We start from the raw sequence: 16,463 nt of genomic DNA, 5'->3' as shown, positions 1-16,463 counted from the left end.
AAGCGGTTTTGATGACGGGAGGCCCCGATGGCCGCTGTTGTTGACACCCTGCGCGCGTTCTTCGCGCCGTCCACCTTTGTAATCGACTCCGAAAACCCGGGCGACGTCGTCGCGCGTGAAAACCTGCTCGACCGGGCCATGGGGCCCGGCCGCCGCAGGAAGTCGTCGGAGAAGCTGCGTCGCGGCCGCGTGCCGGCCGAGGGGCTCGCCCTGGTCGCCCGCGACGCCGACGGCCACGTCATCGGCACCGTGCGTCTCTGGAACGTCGAGGCCGGCGTCAACCGGGAGGGCAACGTCGTGCCGGCGCTGCTCCTCGGCCCCCTTGCCGTCGATCCGGCCTATGAGGGCAAGGGCATCGGCGGCATGCTGATGCGGGCGGCAATCCAGGAAGCCAAGAGCCGCGGCCATGGCGCGATCCTGCTCGTCGGCGACGCGGCCTACTACGAGCGCTTCGGCTTCTTCACCGAGCGGACGCAGCACCTCGTCATGCCCGGTCCGTTCGAACGCGACCGGTTCCTGGCGCTCGAGCTGAAAGAGGGCTGGCTGGAAGGGGCCGCCGGCATGCTCGTCGCCAGCGGCCGCAAGCTCGCTCTGCCGCCGGTCAAGCGCGCCGCCTGATTTTTCCGCCTCTCACCCTGCGGAGGCGGACAACGAACAGCGCTCCTGCCGCGAGGCAGGGGCGTTGTCGCGTTTTTGCGAGGCCATGTCAGGTGGTGACGCGACGATAGAATGCCAGCGAACCGGCAAGCGCCAGCAGCGCGCCACCGCAGACGCGATCCAGCCAGACCGCGCCGGAGCGCTTCAGGAAGCGCACGGCTTGGGAACCAAGCAGCGCATAGCCGAACATCACCATGAAATCGATCGCGGCGAAGACGAGGGCCAGCACGGCGTATTGCTGCGCCTGCGGCAGCGTGGGGTCGATGAACTGCGGCAGGAAGGCGGAAAAGAACAGGTAGCCCTTGGGGTTGGTGACGGCGACGAGAAGACTCTTCAGGAAGATCGCGCGCCGCGTTCCGGCTCCGGTGCCCTGCGGCTCCTGCGAGATATCGAGCGTGCCGTGGGAGCGCAGCAGCGTGACGCCCAGGAAGGCGAGATAGGCGGCGCCGACCCACTTGACCACCGAGAACCAGAATTCGGATGCGGCCAGCAGCGCGCCGAGGCCTAGCGCCACGGCGCCGATCAGCACGAAGTCCGAGAGCACTGCGCCGAACATGCCGTAGCCGGAGCGGCGGACGCCATAGCGCGACCCGTTGGTCAGCGCCAGGAGCACGGTCGGCCCCGGTGTTGCGATGCCGATGAAGGCGACGGCGGCGAATGCAAGGATGGTCATCTCGTTCATGGAAATCTCCTCTCGCGCCGCATAGTCGTTCCACATCTTCGAAAGCGCTGCAACGAGGAATTGCGTGGGGCCTGCGAGCGCCTGCTGTGCGGCACGATTTGACAGCATTCACCGCTTCGCCTATGGAGGCGGCGGGCGAGGGCCCCAGCCGTCCGCGAGCGTCAAGCTTTGGTAAAGTCCCTCTCTTCCGACTCGGTCACGCCGTGAGGCATGCGAACCGATGGCAATGCGGGCACCCATCCGATGAAATGCATGCCGCAGCAGGAGACCCTGTCATGACGCATGAATCACGCACGCTTCCCTCCCTGGACACGCTCAAGGACCAAGCCAGACGCCTGCGCACCCGGCTTTGCGCCGAAGGCGAGCAGATTGGACATTCGAAATCTCTCGAGTTGATTGCCGCGCAATACGGCTATCGCGACTGGAACACGCTACACGCGGCCGCCGGCAACCGGCCGCCATTCAATCCATGGATGCTCGGCGCGCGGGTGAGGGGTAGCTATCTCGGCCAGCCCTTCGCGGCGGAAATCCTCTCGGCGCAGGCCCTGACCGCGAAGCCGGGCCACTACCGGCTGACCTTCAGGTTCGACGCGCCGGTGGATGTCGTCACCTTCGAAAGCTTCTCGGCCTTCCGCCACAGGGTGACGGCGACCGTCGACGAAAACGGCCGCACGGTCGAGAGGACGTCGAACGGAAGGCCGCATCTGGAGCTCGAGTGGTGAGGGTTGGTGATGGGTCATGCCGCTCATCCCGCTGCCGCGACCTTCTCCCCGCACGCGGGGAGAAGGTCGCGGCACCGCTTCCTTCGAACAGAGAGGCTGCGCCTTGCGTCCCCTCCCCCGTGCGGGGAGAGGACCTAGGGTGAGGGGCTATCGCGAGCGTAAACGCCGGCTATCCAGCTAGATCCACCACACCGCAATCGCCGGCGGCGGAGCCGAAGGCGAGCTGCCGGCCGGTCCGGTTCCAGGCCATGGCGGTGATCGCGCCCTTGCCGGGGCGGCGCAGCAGCACTTCCTTGCTGTCGGCGAGACGGGCGGCAAGGATCATGCCGTCCTCGTAGCCGATCGCGACGATATCCTCGGCCGGATGACAGGCGACCGTCGTCACCATCGTGTTGCCGCGGGTGCCGAGTTCGAGCGGCGCCTTGCCCATCGGCCCGTCCTTGCCCTGGAAGGGCCAGACGATCGCCGCCGGGGCGCCCGCGGAGGCGAGCCACTTGCCCTTGGCGGACCAGGAGAGCGACTTCACCTTGGCCGGGTAACCGGTCATGCGCATGTGGCGCGCCTCGGCCCCTGCCTTGGCATCGAGCTTCCAGCCATGAAGCGCATTTTCCTGCATGGTGGTGACGACGAAACGGCCATCGGGGGAGAAGGTGACGCCGGTATGGGCGCCCTTCCATTCAAGGTCGATCGGCTGGCCGGCCATCCCCACCCAATGCAGCGACACGCCATTATAGCGCGCAACCGCGATGCGCAGGCCCTTCGGGGCGAAGGCGATGCCCTCCACCGTGCGTTCTTCTGAAAATTCCTTCATCGTGCCGTCGGCAAGGCGGACATAGCTCGTCTTGCCATAAGCATAAGCGACCGCCTTTTGCGGGCCGGCGGCGACCTGGGAAATCCATTTGCGCGGCGTCTCGGCGACGAGGCTCGTCGTGCCGTCGGGCGCAACGCGCATCACCTTGCCGTCCTCGCCGCCGGTCAAGAGCGTATCGGTTGCTTCGTCATAGGCGAGCGACAGCAGGCCGTCGTGCAGGTCTGTCGTCTTGTGGCCCTGGTCGAGGCGGTGGATGGTGCCGGCGGCCCCGGCGAAAAAGGGAATGTCCTTCAGAAAGGCGACGCCGACGACGTGGCCTTCGAGATCGAGCGGAGCGACGGTCGGCATTAGTTGGTCAGGCTCTCTTGGTTACCACTACCCCGGATCATGCCTGCACTTCGCAGGCCTTGAAGGTGCGCTCGAGCTTCTCGCGGTCGAGGTCGCGGCCGATGAAGACCAGGCGGCTCTCGCGCTTCTCGCCATCCTTCCACGGCCGCTGGTGGTCGCCCTCGATGATCATGTGTACGCCTTGCACCACGTAGCGCTCGGCGTCGCCAGCAAAGGCGATGATGCCCTTGAGGCGAAGGATGTTCGGTCCTTCCGTCTGGGTAATCTTCTGGATCCAGGGGAAGAAGCGCTCCGGATTCATCTCGCCGCCACGCAACGAGATCGACTGCACCGTCACGTCGTGAATCGGCGACGGGGCATGATCGTGGTGATGGTGATGATCGTGGCCATGATCATGGTGGTGATGGTCATGATCATGGTGATGGTGATGGTGGTGATGGTCGTGATCACAGTCGGGGCCGCAGACGTGATCGTCATGCTCGTCCTGGTCGAGGAAATGCGGATCGTTCTCCAGCGCCCTATCGAGATTGAAGGCCCCCTGGTCGAGGACCTTGCCGAGATCGATATCGGAGCGCTGCGTCCGGTAGATGCGGGCGGAGGGATTGATGACGCGGACCGTCGCTTCGATGCGCTCCAGTTCTTCGGGCGTCACGAGATCGGTCTTGTTGAGCAGCACCACATCGGCGAAGGCGATCTGGTCTTCCGCCTCGCGGCTGTCCTTCAGGCGGAGCGGCAGGTGCTTGGCATCGACAAGCGCAACGACGGCGTCGAGCTCGGTCTTGGCGCGCACGTCGTCATCCATGAAGAAGGTCTGGGCAACCGGCACCGGATCGGCAAGGCCGGTGGTCTCGACGATGATCGCATCGAAACGGCCGGGGCGGCGCATCAGCCCTTCGACGACGCGGATCAGGTCGCCGCGAACCGTGCAGCAGACGCAGCCGTTGTTCATCTCGTAGATTTCCTCGTCCGACTCGACGATCAGGTCGTTGTCGATGCCGATCTCGCCGAATTCGTTGACGATGACCGCATATTTGCGACCGTGGTTTTCGCTGAGGATGCGGTTGAGGAGCGTCGTCTTGCCGGCGCCGAGATAGCCCGTGAGCACGGTGACGGGGATCGGCTTCTGGGTGGTCGTTTCGGTCATGGGAGCCTCGAGGATTGGCGATGCGCCGCGGGCATCTTCGTTGGCGTTTCATATAGGAGATGACGCAGCGATGCGCAAATGTGCGGCGCGCCTTTTCGCCGCCGTCATCCGCTCACGCGAGCTCGTCGGGGTCGAAGGCCTGCACGTCCTTGAGCAGCTCGATGATGCCGCCGACCGCATGGCTGAGGAGAGCTTCGCCGCGCTCCGCCGTGGCGGCGGCCGCATTGCCGGCTACGCCGTCCGGGTTGAGGTCCGCCATCTTCCAGCCGAAGGCATGCGGGCCATAGGCGCGCAGATGCTTGAAACGCCGCTGAAACTCGCTCTGACGGGAGGGGAAGTGGCGCGCCCTTGTCATGTCGACCTTGTCCGGGTGGAGGGCCAGCATCACCGATGTTTCGATGTCGCCGCCATGGATGTCGATCGCCTTGTCCTCGGCTGTGATCCAGCCGTCCGGCTGCCCGAAACGGGTCCAGCTCGTCGCGACCGCGAGCATGCCGATGCGCACCCTGGCCTCGGTTGCCACAATGGTCGTCAGCGGCGAATTGCCGCCATGTGCATTCAAAAGCACCAGTTTGCGGATGCCGAGCCGGCCAAGGTCTTCGGCGATACCAAGCCAGCGCGAAATTGCTTCGTCATAGGCAAGCGTCCGGGTTCCGGCAACGTCCATATGTTCGATCGAATAGCCGACCGGCTCGGCCGGCAGGAAGGTCGCCGGGAGGTCGCGGGGCAGCCTTGCAATGACGCGATCGACAATGCCCTCGGCGATCAGCCGGTCCGTTTCGAAGGGCAGATGCGGGCCGTGCTGCTCCTCAGCGCCGAGCGGCAGGACGGCGATCCAATCCCGCCGCTCGGTGGGAGCAAGTGCGGCGTCATTGTCGCCCCAGCGGGGCTTCGGCAGCGACATTTCTCTTCGGTCCTCGGCGGCGATTGTCGTAAAATCGTTATTTGAGTCATACAGTTCGTATTCGCAAGCCGACTTGCTATAAAGAAAGTGTCAGGGATTCGGCCGGAGGTCCAATGGGCAAGAAGAGCAAAGCCGAAAAGAAGGGCAAGAACGGCAAGAAGCGCGACGAGCTGAATGCCGACGTGCAGGACCACGACCTTGCCTCGCTGCTTGTCCAGGCTGCCCGCTCGATGCGCACCGTGCTTTCCCGCAACCTCGTTGAGAGCGGCCTCTATGCCGGCCAGGACGGCGTCATGCTCGCCTTGGCCGAAACGGACGGCCTGACCGCTGGCGCGCTCGCCGTGAGACTCGGGGTCAAGGCGCCGACGATGACGCGCACGATCGGCCGCATGGAGGCTCAGGGCTTCCTCGAGCGCCGCCCGGACGAAGACGATGCGCGCTTGACCAAGGTCTTTTTGACGGCTCCGGGGCGCGACCGACTGCAGACGATTGCCGAGGCCGGTCAGCATTCCGAAAAGCTCGCCACGCGCGGCCTCACCGACAAGCAGGTGCGCACGCTTCTGAAACTCCTGCGCGTGGTCGACAGCAATCTGCAGGCGGCGCGTGCTGCCGACTGACGCAGCTCGTATGGCCAATTCCCGATTGCAGCGGCGATTTAAACAGTTTAAAGAGGGTTTAAAACGAGCCGAGACATTCGACGGGCAAACGGGGGGCACGGTGGCGCAGAAGGTCAAGCTTTCGACAATCGCGGAAACACTCGGACTTTCGACGGCGACCGTATCCCTGGCATTGCGAGACAGCCCGCTCGTGGCGATCGCAACCCGTGAGAAGATCAAGGAACAGGCGCGCGCCCTCGGCTACATCTACAATCGCCGCGCCGCGAGCCTCAGGACCTCCCGCTCCGGCATCATCGGCGTCGTCGTGCACGACATCATGAATCCGTTCTACGGCGAGATCCTGAAGTCGATCGAGGCGGAGCTCGATCGCGACAAGCAGACCTTCATTCTTTCCAATCACTACGATTCCGTCGAGAAACAGCGCGATTTCATCGAGACGCTGCTGCAACTCGGCGGCGACGGCGTCATTATGTCGCCGGCGATCGGCACGCCGCCGGAGGATATCCAGCTCGCCGAGGACAACGGCATGCCGGCGATCCTAATCGCCCGTTCGATCGAAGGCCTCGACGTACCGATCTTCCGCGGCGACGACGCCTACGGCATCGCGCTGGCCACCAACCATCTGATCGGTCTCGGCCACCGCTGCATCGCGATGGTCGGCGGCACCGACCAGACCTCGACCGGGCGCGACCGCTACCAGGGCTATGTCAACGCCTTGCGTAAGGCGAATATCGAGGTCGATCCGGACCTGCGTATCCCGGGCCCCCGCTCGAAGCAGGGCGGCTTCGAGGCGGCGGTGCATCTCCTGTCGCTGCCGCAGAAGCCGACCGCCGTGGTTTGCTGGAACGACCTGGTTGCAATCGGCATGATGAACGGCATCGCCCGCGCCGGCCTCGTGCCGGGCGTCGATATTTCGGTCACCGGCTATGACGATCTCGAGGAAGCCTCGATCGCGACGCCGGCGCTGACGACCGTCTGGAACGGCCAGGCGGAAGTCGGGCGCAGTGCGGCCCGTGCGCTCCTCGACAAGCTTTCCGGCAGCCATGAGCCCGACGGCATTCACCTGATCAAACCGGAGATGCGCATCCGCCAGTCGACCGGTCCGCTCCGGGTAACGGCTTGATCCCTCCTTGCGAGTCGGAACAAGATGCAGGCATCCGTATTTTGTGACGCATTGAAAGGAAGCCTCGATGAGCCGTCCTAGAATCCTGGTGCCCGGGAAGATCAACCCGCGCATCCTCGAGCGATTGCCGGAGATGTTCGAGACTGTGCGCATCGAGCGCGCCGATGCGGCACTGGTGACGGCAGACATGGCGGATGTCGTCGGCATCGCCGTGTCGGGACGTCTTCCGACGGGACTGATGGATGCCTTCCCTCGGCTCGAAATCGTTGGCAACTTCGGCGTGGGCTATGACGGCGTCGATGTCGCCCACGCAGCGGAGCGCGGTATCGTCGTCACCAACACGCCGGATGTGCTGACGGAGGAAGTCGCCGATACGGCGATCGGGCTGCTCCTCAACACCGTGCGTCAGCTGCCCCAGGCGGAGCAATGGCTGCGGCAGGGCCGGTGGGTGCGCGACGGTGCTTTCCCGCTGTCGCCGCTGTCGCTCCGGGGCCGGAAGGTTGGGCTTTTCGGCCTTGGCAGGATCGGCCTGGCGATCGCCCGCAGGCTGGAGGCGTTCCGCGTGCCCATCGCCTATCACACGCGCAGCCGGCGCGAGGAACTGCCCTTCGCCTTTTATCCGAGCCTTCTGGCCCTGGCCGAGGCAGTCGACACGCTGATCGTCATCGTACCGGGGACGGCGAGCACGGCGAAGGCCGTCAATGCGGAAGTTCTCGCGGCGCTTGGACCGCAAGGGGTGGTGATCAATGTCGGCCGCGGTTCGACGCTGGACGAGGCTGCCTTGGTTGCGGCGCTCGAAAGCAACACAATTGCCGGTGCCGGGCTCGACGTCTTCGAGAACGAGCCGCATGTGCCGGAGGCGCTTCTCGCTTTCCCGAACGTCTCGCTGCTGCCGCATGTGGCGTCCGCCTCGGTCGTCACCCGCAATGCCATGGCCGATCTCGTCGTCGACAATCTGAAGGCCTGGTTTTCCACCGGACGGGCGCTGACGCCGGTCGCCGAGACGCCGTTCGAGCGCAAAGGCCGCTAGAGCGCCGCGCGTTCATTTGAACGCGCAAAGGACGCTCTAGCACTTTGAATCTAGAGCATCTTTCTGCTTTCGGTGGTTCCACTTGAAAGCACGATGCGCAGACTTAAAGTGCTACAGCGTCCTTTGCACGTCTGAAAAGACGCGCGGCGCTGTCAGAGCGGCTATTTCGCCTTGCTCTCCCGATAGCCGCGCACCGCATCGCCAAAGGCCTTGAAGAGGGCGGCGGAGGGGCCGTCGGTCCGCACCCAATATTCCGGATGCCATTGGACGCCGACCGCAAACGCCTTGGCGCCGATGACCGACACCGCCTCGATCGTGCCATCGTCGGCGACGGCCTCGACTGCCAGCCTTGGCGCGGTGGCTGCGATCGCCTGGCGATGCAGCGAGTTAACCCGAATCCGCCCGGTGCCGAGAACGGGAGCGAGGCAGCTTCCTTCCTTGACGACCACGTCCTGGCGGATGCCATAGGCGATGTCGAGATCGGGCACGTCCGGCTTGCGATGGTCCGAAATCCCCGGCAGATCCTGGATTTCGGTTGCGAGCGTGCCGCCGAGCGCGACATTGAGTTCCTGAATGCCGCGGCAGATGGCGAGCAGCGGAATGCCGCGATCGAGCGCCCCACGGATCAAGGGGAGGCTGGTCGCGTCGCGGCCGGCGTCGAAGGGTCCATCCGCATCGGTCGCCTCTCGGCCGTAATGCGACGGGTGGACGTTGGAGCGGGCGCCGCTGGCAAGCACCCCGTCGACCCGGTCGAGGATTTCATCGATGTCGTTGCCGCTTTCGAGCGCCGGAACGAGGAAGGGCATGACGCCTGCCCCCTCGACGGCAGCACGCACATATTGATGGGCTACCACGTGCCAGACATTGCCGTCGAATTCGCGAAAGTCGCAGGGTATGGCGACGACAGGTTTCGGCATCATCAAACTCCGGTTATCGTTTTGAAAAGCCTTGCCGCCAGAGAGCGGTCAAAGTCAACCACGGAGAGAGGCGGGTGCCATGCGAGGCCTCCCGGTGGAGTTTTACGGCGCGTTTCAAGGTTTGCAACGGGCATTCGGCGCCGTTTCTTCAAGATCGGCTAACCATTTCCTTTTGAAAGGGGGTTTGCCCACTCGACAACCATGGAAGTTCGATTGGTTTTTATTTCCTTAACGCACGCCTATGCGCGGTTGCAAAACCCGTGCATTATCGGCGGCTGGCCGCAAGAGAAGGTTGAATCTCCGCCGAAACGCGAAAACCGAGTTGCCGCTGATCCGGAGTTCTGCAGTTATATTCGACAGTTAGACGAAATCATTCCTTAAGTCCTCACTTCTAACAATCCGGCAAACCGGAGCTTGGTTCATGACGCGCAATGAACAGGGCGCTTTTCCGACAGACATCTACCTCTCGTCTGTAAGCTCGCTCTACCAACATCGCCGGGCCTTGGTGATCGGCATGCTGTCGCACGTCGTGACCTTTCTGCTCGTCTTCCTGAAGACGTCCGATGCCTTCTATCTCGGCTGCGCCGTTGCGATCGTCATCATCTGGACTCTCCGAAATCTCGACATGCGGCGCTTCGACCGCGAGGATTTCTCTCACGCCGATCGCATGATCGTCAGAAGATGGGAAAACCGATATATAGTCGGTGGCATCGGCGTCACGCTGACCTGTGGCCTCACCTGTGGCTATGCCATTGCCGTCAGCCAGGATTCATTCGCGGAGCTCGCCTGCATTTCGGTGACGCTTGCCTCGATGATTTCGCTGGTGGGCAGGAATTACGGCTCCGAACGCGCGGTGCTGTTGCTGTCCTCGTCGGCCTGCCTGCCGATCGTCATGGGCCTCATCACGTTGGGCGACCCCTACATGCTGGTGCTGGCGGTCCTAATCCTGCCGTTCATCTTCACGACATGGAAGATGGCGAACAACGTGCGCGCGTTTCTCTACGACAATGTCCTAGCCGCTCGAGAAATCAGGTCGATCAACGGCCAGTTCGATGCGGCTCTCAACAACATGACGCACGGCCTGTTCATGTTGGACGGCGACAACCGGATCGTCGTCGCCAATGAGCGCGCCTGCGAGCTTCTGAAGCTCGGCGACAAGGCGGAAACGAAAGATGTGCTCCTCAACGAGGTGCTGCGGCGTGGCGCCCGCGAGATGACGCTGGACGCGGAAAAGACCGCGACCATGGTTCGTAGGCTCGACCTCCTGCTCAAGGGAAAGCGATCGCGTGCGCTCGTTCCCGTTTCCGAAGATTTCTTTCTTGAATTTTCGGCGAGCCGGCGCGAAAGCGGCGAGATCGTGCTGATTTTCGAAGACGTGACGGCGCGGGTTCAGGCGGAAAGACAGATCCTGCAGATGGTACGCTTCGATACGCTGACCGGGCTGCCGAGCCGCGACTATCTTTTCGAACTGGCGCACAATGCGGTCGCCGGCGAGGCTGTGCCCGACCGAGACATCGGGCTGCTGCTCATCGACGTCGCCGAATTCAAGCACGTGAACGATACACGCGGTCACGTGGTCGGCGACAAGTTGCTGCAGTCGATCGCCGAGCGCCTCAAAGATGTCGCGGGCAGCGGCGCGATCGCGGCACGGCTGATGGGCGACGAGTTCGTCGTCTTTTTCCCCAACAAGGAAAACCGCCCGGACCTCGACGAGCGCATTCGCGATGTCCACGTCCGGATGCGTGGCGCCTACGAGGCGGGTGGCTTCACATTCTACATGACCATGAGCTCCGGCTTCGTCATTGCCAGGAGCAGCGCCTTTCGATTCGAGGATCTGCAGATCAAGGCCGACCTGGCGCTGGCGGAAACGAAATCGCGCGAAAGGGGAGGGTGCACCGCCTTCGAAGCCGAAATGGATGCGCGCTATCTCGACCGGCAGAAGCTCAAGAGCGATCTGCGCGAAGCGCTCAAGTCCGGTGCTCTCAGCGTTTCCTACCAACCGATGTTCACGCCCGACGGGGCGCGCGTCGAATGCTGCGAGGCCTTGGCGCGCTGGACTCACCCGGAACGCGGGCCGGTGCCGCCGAGCGTCTTCATCCAGCTTGCGGAGGAGATGGGGCTCGTCACCGAGATCACATGCTTCGTGCTCCGGCAGGCCTGCCGCGATTGCTCGACCTGGCCCGCGGGCGTCTCGGTTTCGGTCAACCTGTCGGTGCTTGATCTCCGCGACAGGCAGATTGTCGAGATGGTCGGCAAGGCACTGCACGAGACCGGTCTGAACCCGGCCCGGTTGCATCTGGAAGTGACTGAAAGCTGCCTTATGGATGAGCCGGCCAAGGGCCAGTCGCTACTTCACGAATTGCGCGAGCGCGGCATGACCCTTGCGATCGACGACTTCGGGACCGGCTATTCGAGCCTTAGCTATCTCGACGCACTGCCCGTCTCGATCATCAAGATCGATCGCTCCTTCGTCCGCAACATCCGCGACGATGCGCGCCGCTTCAAACTGCTGTGCAGCGCAGTCAATCTCGGCCGCGCCCTCGGCCTCAAAGCAGTCGTAGAAGGGGTCGAGACCCTCGATGAGCTGCAGCTCATCAACGACTATCGCTGTGCCGATCTGATCCAAGGTTTCGTGTTCTCGGCGCCGATGCCGGCATCGGCGATAAGGGACTTGTGCAAGCCGCGTGTCCGACGACGGAACGCGAAAGCGTCGCGCTCGCAGATCGCTTAAACGCGAATAGGCGACTGTCGTACCGCTCGCCGCCCGTTAGCCGCGGCGATTTAACTTTTTGTTAAGGTTAACAGAACGTTAATTGTGAGTTGTGCCATTTTGTTGTTGCCGACGGCCCTCCCATAAATAGGTTTAACCACCTGTTAACCATGGGATGGGGTGATGCGTGCCAACGGGGGCCAGACCGGTTCTGGCAGTTTTTCCGAGAAGCTCATGCTGCTCCTCGATCGCGTCGAATACCGGCGGGTCGAAGGCGGCGAGGATATGGAGGATATCGCACGCCTGAGATTCAAGGCTTACAGGGCCGTCAACCTCATGGAGCTGCCCGGTGCGACGCTCGTCGACGCGCTGGACTTCGACAACCACGCCTATGTCTTCGGCATCTATCTCGACGAGAGGCTGGTCAGCACGGTGCGCGTCCACCATGTGACGCCGGACCATCGCGCCAGCACGTCCGGGCTGATTTTCGGCGAAGAGATCGAGGTCTTTCTGGATGCGGGCATGGTGCTGATCGATCCGGGCAGACTGGCCGTCGATCCGGAGGTCCTCGGCGACGATCTGAAGGCCCTGCCGTATCTGACGCTGCGCCCGGTGGCGATGGCCTGCGAGTATTTTGCCGCCGACCGCTGCCTGACCGCCTGCCGTCCACGGCACACCGCCTTCTACAAGCGCATCTTCGGATCGACGACCGTGGTGGAGCGGCGGGAGAATCTCGGCGTCTACAACGCCGACGGTGCGCTCCTCGTTGCGCAGGTGCGTGGCCAGAGGCCGTCCATTCTGGATCGGTACCCGATTTTCGATTCCGAGCCGTTCGAGCGCCGCCTGATGTTCGGCGGGCGCGAGGAGGTGCCGTTTGCGCCGCTGACGATCCTGCCAACCGCGAGATTCGCGCAATTGGGTCAGGGCCGCTCCTTCTTGCGGGCATAGCCAGGCGCTTAGGCGCGTCTCGCGTTAGGCCTGCGTTACCTACGCCGAAACAATTCGCCGGCATGCGCGTTCGACTATGCCGCAGCCTGGCGGGGCGGGTTTTCGTTGCGAAGGGCCGTCGCTTTGTGTATGCGGAAGCTAAAGGACCGCTCTCTCGCGTTACACGCGGAGCGGTTCCGAATAGTGGGTCAAAGCGAACCGCCGAAAGGCGGTGCCACAGCATTCTGGAGAACTGGAGATGGCAGAGCATCATACGGGACCGGCCGAGACGGGCGCCCCGATGGACTATTCCGAGCATGAGAAGACCTACACGCTCTTTCTCAACGCAACGAAATACGGCACGGTGTTTTGCGTTGCCCTGCTGATCGCCATGGCCGCCGGCTTCTTCACGACCATGGGCTTCATCAGTGCCTTCGTGCTGTTCATCCTCCTCAACGTCGCCGGCTACTTTTTCCTGCGCTGAGCGACCTTTCCGACATTTCCTGTCGTAGGCAGGGGAGGAGGACGCCCCTGCCTGCGTCGCCGGATGCAATCCGGACTCACCTCACCGCGTGAGGAGCGTTTTTCGGCGGCGGACAAGGTCTGCCTGCGAAGGAAGAGTGCCTGTCGCTGCAGCGATCGTGCCCTGGTCCGCACAAGCTCGCTGCAGCGCATTGAAGTGCTGCATGGCTTCTCCTTGGATCGCGGATCCGTTTAAGGAGCGAGCATTCGGGGCGGCTCGGTTCAAGCCGCCGACTCGGCAATCGAACATGTACCCGCATTCAGCGAGGGCCTGGCTGCGGGGCGGAGAGGGGGAGTATTGAGCCAGATTGTTTTTATCGCGCGGGAATCGGATTCCGACGAGCCGCGCGTCGCGGCTTCCGTCGAAAGCGTCAAAAAGCTGAAGTCGCTCGGCTTCGACGTCGTCGTTGAAGCCGGGGCGGGCATGCGCTCGCGGGTGCCGGATGCGGAGTTCGAGAAGGCCGGCGCCCGGATCGGCTCGGCCGCCGATGCGAAGAGCGCCGACGTCATCCTCAAGGTGCGCCGGCCGACGGCCGAGGAAGTTACCGGCTACCGATCCGGCGCCATCGTCATTGCCATCATGGATCCCTACGGCAACGAGGCGGCGATCGCCGCGATGGCTGAGGCCGGGCTCACCGCCTTCGCCATGGAACTGATGCCGCGCATCACCCGGGCGCAGTCGATGGACGTGCTGTCCTCGCAGGCGAACCTCGCCGGCTACCAGGCGGTGGTCGACGCGGCCAACGAATATGACCGGGCGCTGCCGATGATGATGACGGCGGCCGGCACGGTGCCGGCGGCCAAGGTGTTCGTCATGGGCGCCGGTGTTGCCGGGCTGCAGGCGATCGCCACCGCACGGCGCTTGGGCGCCATGGTATCGGCCACCGACGTTCGCCCGGCGGCCAAGGAGCAGGTCGCCTCGCTCGGCGCCAAGTTCATCGCCGTCGAGGACGAGGAGTTCAAGGCGGCCGAAACCGCCGGCGGCTACGCCAAGGAAATGTCGAAGGACTACCAGGCGAAGCAGGCGGCCCTGGTCGCCGAGCATATCGCCAAGCAGGACATCGTCATCACCACGGCGCTGATCCCCGGCCGGCCGGCGCCGCGGCTGGTGACCCGCGCGATGCTCGATGCGATGAAGCCCGGCTCGGTCGTCGTCGACCTTGCCGTCGAGCGCGGCGGCAATGTCGAAGGCGCCGAAGCCGGCCAGGTCGTCGAGATCGGCGGCGTCAAGGTCGTCGGCCATCTCAACGTGCCGGGCCGCATCGCCGCCTCCGCCTCGCTGCTCTATGCCAAGAACCTCGTCACCTTCCTGGAGACGATGGTCTCGAAGGAAACGAAAGCGCTGGCGGTGAACATGGAGGACGAACTCGTCAAGGCGACGGCGCTGACCCACGGCGGTGCGGTCGTGCATCCGGCCTTCGGCGGCCCGAATGGGGGGGACAAGTAATGGCGAACGAACTTCTCGACAAGGCGCTGACCGACCTCGAACGGGCGGTCGAGGCGGTCAGGACGGCGGCCGAATACGTGCCGGACGCGGCCGGCGCGGTGGCGCATGGCGCCACCGGCGGGGCGATCGATCCGTTCGTCTTCCGGCTGGCGATCTTCGTGCTGGCGATCTTCGTCGGCTACTACGTCGTCTGGTCGGTGACGCCGGCGCTGCACACGCCGCTGATGGCGGTCACCAATGCGATCTCCTCGGTGATCGTCGTCGGCGCGCTCCTGGCGGTCGGCATCTCGGCTTCGGGACTGGCCACCGGCTTCGGCTTCGTCGCCTTGGTGCTCGCCTCGGTCAACATCTTCGGCGGCTTCCTCGTCACCCAGCGGATGCTCGCCATGTACAAGAAAAAAGACAAGTGAGGCGGGCCGATGAACGCTAACTTCGCAGCCTTCCTCTATCTCGTCTCCGGCGTGCTGTTCATCATCGCGCTCCGCGGCCTGTCGCATCCGACCACCAGCCGCAGGGGCAATGCCTACGGCATGATCGGCATGGCGATCGCCATCGTCACGACGCTGCTGCTCGCCCTGCCGTCGATCGGCGGCTTTCTGATGATCGTCGTCGGCCTTGCCATCGGCGGCGGTGTCGGCGCCGTCATCGCGCGGCGCATCGCCATGACCTCGATGCCGCAGCTTGTCGCCGCTTTCCACTCGCTCGTCGGTCTCGCTGCCGTGATGGTGGCGGCCGCGGCGATGTACGCGCCGGAAAGCTTCGGCATCGGCGCCATCGGCGACATCCATTCGCAGGCGCTGGTCGAAATGTCGCTCGGCGTCGCCATCGGCGCGATCACCTTCACCGGCTCGGTCATCGCCTTCCTGAAGCTCGATGGCCGCATGTCGGGCAAGCCGATCCTCCTGCCGGCACGCCATCTCGTCAATGCCGGCCTTGCGGCGGCGCTCGTCGCGCTGGTGATCATGCTGGTCTTCACCGAGAGCACCACGGTCTTCTGGCTGATCGTCGCCCTGTCGCTGGCGCTCGGCGTGCTGATCATCATCCCGATCGGCGGCGCCGACATGCCGGTGGTGGTGTCGATGCTCAACTCCTATTCCGGCTGGGCGGCGGCCGGCATCGGCTTCACGCTCGGCAACCTGGCGCTGATCGTCACCGGGGCGCTGGTCGGCTCCTCCGGTGCGATCCTCTCCTACATCATGTGCAAGGGCATGAACCGTTCGTTCATCTCGGTGATCCTCGGCGGCTTCGGCGGCGAGACGGCCGCCGCCGGCGGCGACGACGGCATCCAGCGGACCGTCAAGCAGGGCTCGGCCGACGACGCCGCCTTCCTGATGGCGAACGCCTCGAAGGTGATCATCGTGCCCGGCTACGGCATGGCGGTGGCGCAGGCGCAGCATGCGCTCAGGGAGATGGGCGACCAGCTGAAGGCGGCCGGCGTCGAGGTCAAATACGCCATCCATCCCGTTGCCGGCCGCATGCCCGGGCACATGAACGTGCTCCTGGCGGAAGCGAACGTCCCCTATGACGAGGTGTTCGAGCTCGAGGACATCAACTCGGAATTCGCCCAGGCCGATGTGGCCTATGTCATCGGCGCCAACGACGTCACCAATCCGGCGGCGCGCGATGACAAGGCCTCGCCGATCTACGGCATGCCGATCCTCGACGTCGACAAGGCCAAGACCTGCCTGTTCGTCAAGCGCTCGCTCGGCTCCGGCTATGCCGGCATCGACAACACGCTGTTCTACAAGGACGGCACGATGATGCTGCTCGGCGACGCCAAGAAGGTCACCGAGGAGATCGTCAAGGCGATCAACCACTGAGGCGGGATGGACTTTGAATTGCCCGCCCCTCATCCGGCCTGCCGGCGCCTTCTCCCCGCAAGCGGGGTGAAGGTGAGACGTG

Annotated in this window: 16 protein-coding genes; 11 read left to right on the top strand and 5 right to left on the bottom strand. The window is 64.1% G+C overall.

The features are described from left to right. Positions 1 to 27: 27 nt before the first annotated feature. Positions 28 to 618: a GNAT family N-acetyltransferase gene (locus ATC00_RS28050; RefSeq protein WP_037389407.1), complete on the top strand. Its 591-nt coding sequence runs from the start codon at positions 28 to 30 to the stop codon at positions 616 to 618. A gap of 88 nt (positions 619 to 706) precedes the next feature. Here ATC00_RS28050 and ATC00_RS28045 read toward each other — a convergent pair whose 3' ends face one another. Next, the gene (locus tag ATC00_RS28045; protein ID WP_037389596.1) at positions 707 to 1,339 is read right to left on the bottom strand and encodes a LysE family translocator; all 633 of its coding nucleotides are present in this window, start codon (positions 1,337 to 1,339) and stop codon (positions 707 to 709) included. Between the two features lie 275 nt (positions 1,340 to 1,614). Between ATC00_RS28045 and ATC00_RS28040 the strand changes: the two genes are divergently transcribed. Beyond that, on the top strand, positions 1,615 to 2,061 hold the full coding sequence (locus ATC00_RS28040; RefSeq protein ID WP_037389404.1) for a glyoxalase superfamily protein: 447 nt from the start codon (positions 1,615 to 1,617) through the stop codon (positions 2,059 to 2,061). 169 nt (positions 2,062 to 2,230) lie between these two features. Here the strand turns inward: ATC00_RS28040 and ATC00_RS28035 are convergent, their stop codons facing one another. The 3 genes from ATC00_RS28035 to ATC00_RS28025 form a co-directional block, all read right to left on the bottom strand. After that, the gene (locus ATC00_RS28035; RefSeq protein WP_037389401.1) at positions 2,231 to 3,220 is read right to left on the bottom strand and encodes a WD40 repeat domain-containing protein; all 990 of its coding nucleotides are present in this window, start codon (positions 3,218 to 3,220) and stop codon (positions 2,231 to 2,233) included. Between the two features lie 37 nt (positions 3,221 to 3,257). Continuing rightward, entirely contained in the window at positions 3,258 to 4,364 is a 1,107-nt protein-coding gene (locus tag ATC00_RS28030) for a CobW family GTP-binding protein (protein WP_064255238.1), read from the bottom strand. 112 nt (positions 4,365 to 4,476) lie between these two features. Continuing rightward, positions 4,477 to 5,268, bottom strand: coding sequence for a creatininase family protein (locus ATC00_RS28025; RefSeq protein WP_064255237.1), 792 nt, complete (start codon positions 5,266 to 5,268; stop codon positions 4,477 to 4,479). A gap of 113 nt (positions 5,269 to 5,381) precedes the next feature. Between ATC00_RS28025 and ATC00_RS28020 the strand changes: the two genes are divergently transcribed. The 3 genes from ATC00_RS28020 to ATC00_RS28010 all read left to right on the top strand — a co-directional run bounded on the left by ATC00_RS28020 (position 5,382) and on the right by ATC00_RS28010 (position 8,038). Next, positions 5,382 to 5,885, top strand: coding sequence for a MarR family winged helix-turn-helix transcriptional regulator (locus ATC00_RS28020; RefSeq protein WP_037389392.1), 504 nt, complete (start codon positions 5,382 to 5,384; stop codon positions 5,883 to 5,885). Positions 5,886 to 5,985: 100 nt separating this feature from the next. Then, positions 5,986 to 7,008, top strand: coding sequence for a LacI family DNA-binding transcriptional regulator (locus tag ATC00_RS28015; protein ID WP_037389389.1), 1,023 nt, complete (start codon positions 5,986 to 5,988; stop codon positions 7,006 to 7,008). Between the two features lie 67 nt (positions 7,009 to 7,075). After that, a complete protein-coding gene (locus ATC00_RS28010) occupies positions 7,076 to 8,038 on the top strand; it encodes a 2-hydroxyacid dehydrogenase (RefSeq protein WP_064255236.1) in 963 nt (320 codons plus the stop codon). Positions 8,039 to 8,199: 161 nt separating this feature from the next. Here ATC00_RS28010 and ATC00_RS28005 read toward each other — a convergent pair whose 3' ends face one another. Next, a complete protein-coding gene (locus ATC00_RS28005; protein ID WP_037389384.1) occupies positions 8,200 to 8,955 on the bottom strand; it encodes a gamma-glutamyl-gamma-aminobutyrate hydrolase family protein in 756 nt (251 codons plus the stop codon). Between the two features lie 421 nt (positions 8,956 to 9,376). Between ATC00_RS28005 and ATC00_RS28000 the strand changes: the two genes are divergently transcribed. The 6 genes from ATC00_RS28000 to ATC00_RS27975 all read left to right on the top strand — a co-directional run bounded on the left by ATC00_RS28000 (position 9,377) and on the right by ATC00_RS27975 (position 16,381). Continuing rightward, a complete protein-coding gene (locus ATC00_RS28000) occupies positions 9,377 to 11,686 on the top strand; it encodes a putative bifunctional diguanylate cyclase/phosphodiesterase (protein ID WP_037389381.1) in 2,310 nt (769 codons plus the stop codon). Between the two features lie 162 nt (positions 11,687 to 11,848). Beyond that, positions 11,849 to 12,613, top strand: coding sequence for an N-acyl amino acid synthase FeeM domain-containing protein (locus tag ATC00_RS27995; RefSeq protein WP_037389378.1), 765 nt, complete (start codon positions 11,849 to 11,851; stop codon positions 12,611 to 12,613). 238 nt (positions 12,614 to 12,851) lie between these two features. After that, the gene (locus ATC00_RS27990) at positions 12,852 to 13,076 is read left to right on the top strand and encodes an aa3-type cytochrome c oxidase subunit IV (protein ID WP_037389376.1); all 225 of its coding nucleotides are present in this window, start codon (positions 12,852 to 12,854) and stop codon (positions 13,074 to 13,076) included. A gap of 336 nt (positions 13,077 to 13,412) precedes the next feature. Next, positions 13,413 to 14,561, top strand: a complete 1,149-nt coding sequence (locus tag ATC00_RS27985; protein ID WP_064255235.1) for a Re/Si-specific NAD(P)(+) transhydrogenase subunit alpha — start codon at positions 13,413 to 13,415, stop codon at positions 14,559 to 14,561. Continuing rightward, positions 14,561 to 14,971, top strand: a complete 411-nt coding sequence (locus ATC00_RS27980) for an NAD(P) transhydrogenase subunit alpha part 2 (RefSeq protein WP_012709410.1) — start codon at positions 14,561 to 14,563, stop codon at positions 14,969 to 14,971. The genes ATC00_RS27985 and ATC00_RS27980 overlap by 1 nt, the downstream gene beginning before the upstream one ends. A gap of 9 nt (positions 14,972 to 14,980) precedes the next feature. Then, complete coding sequence (locus ATC00_RS27975) at positions 14,981 to 16,381, top strand: NAD(P)(+) transhydrogenase (Re/Si-specific) subunit beta (RefSeq protein ID WP_064255234.1); 1,401 nt, start codon at positions 14,981 to 14,983, stop codon at positions 16,379 to 16,381. Positions 16,382 to 16,463 lie beyond the last annotated feature (82 nt).

Origin of the sequence: Sinorhizobium americanum, assembly GCF_001651855.1 — a bacterium.
GTDB classification, from domain to species: domain Bacteria; phylum Pseudomonadota; class Alphaproteobacteria; order Rhizobiales; family Rhizobiaceae; genus Sinorhizobium; species Sinorhizobium americanum.
The sequence above is the reverse complement of the archived record's forward strand: the minus strand, read 5'-3'. Positions and strand labels throughout refer to the sequence as shown.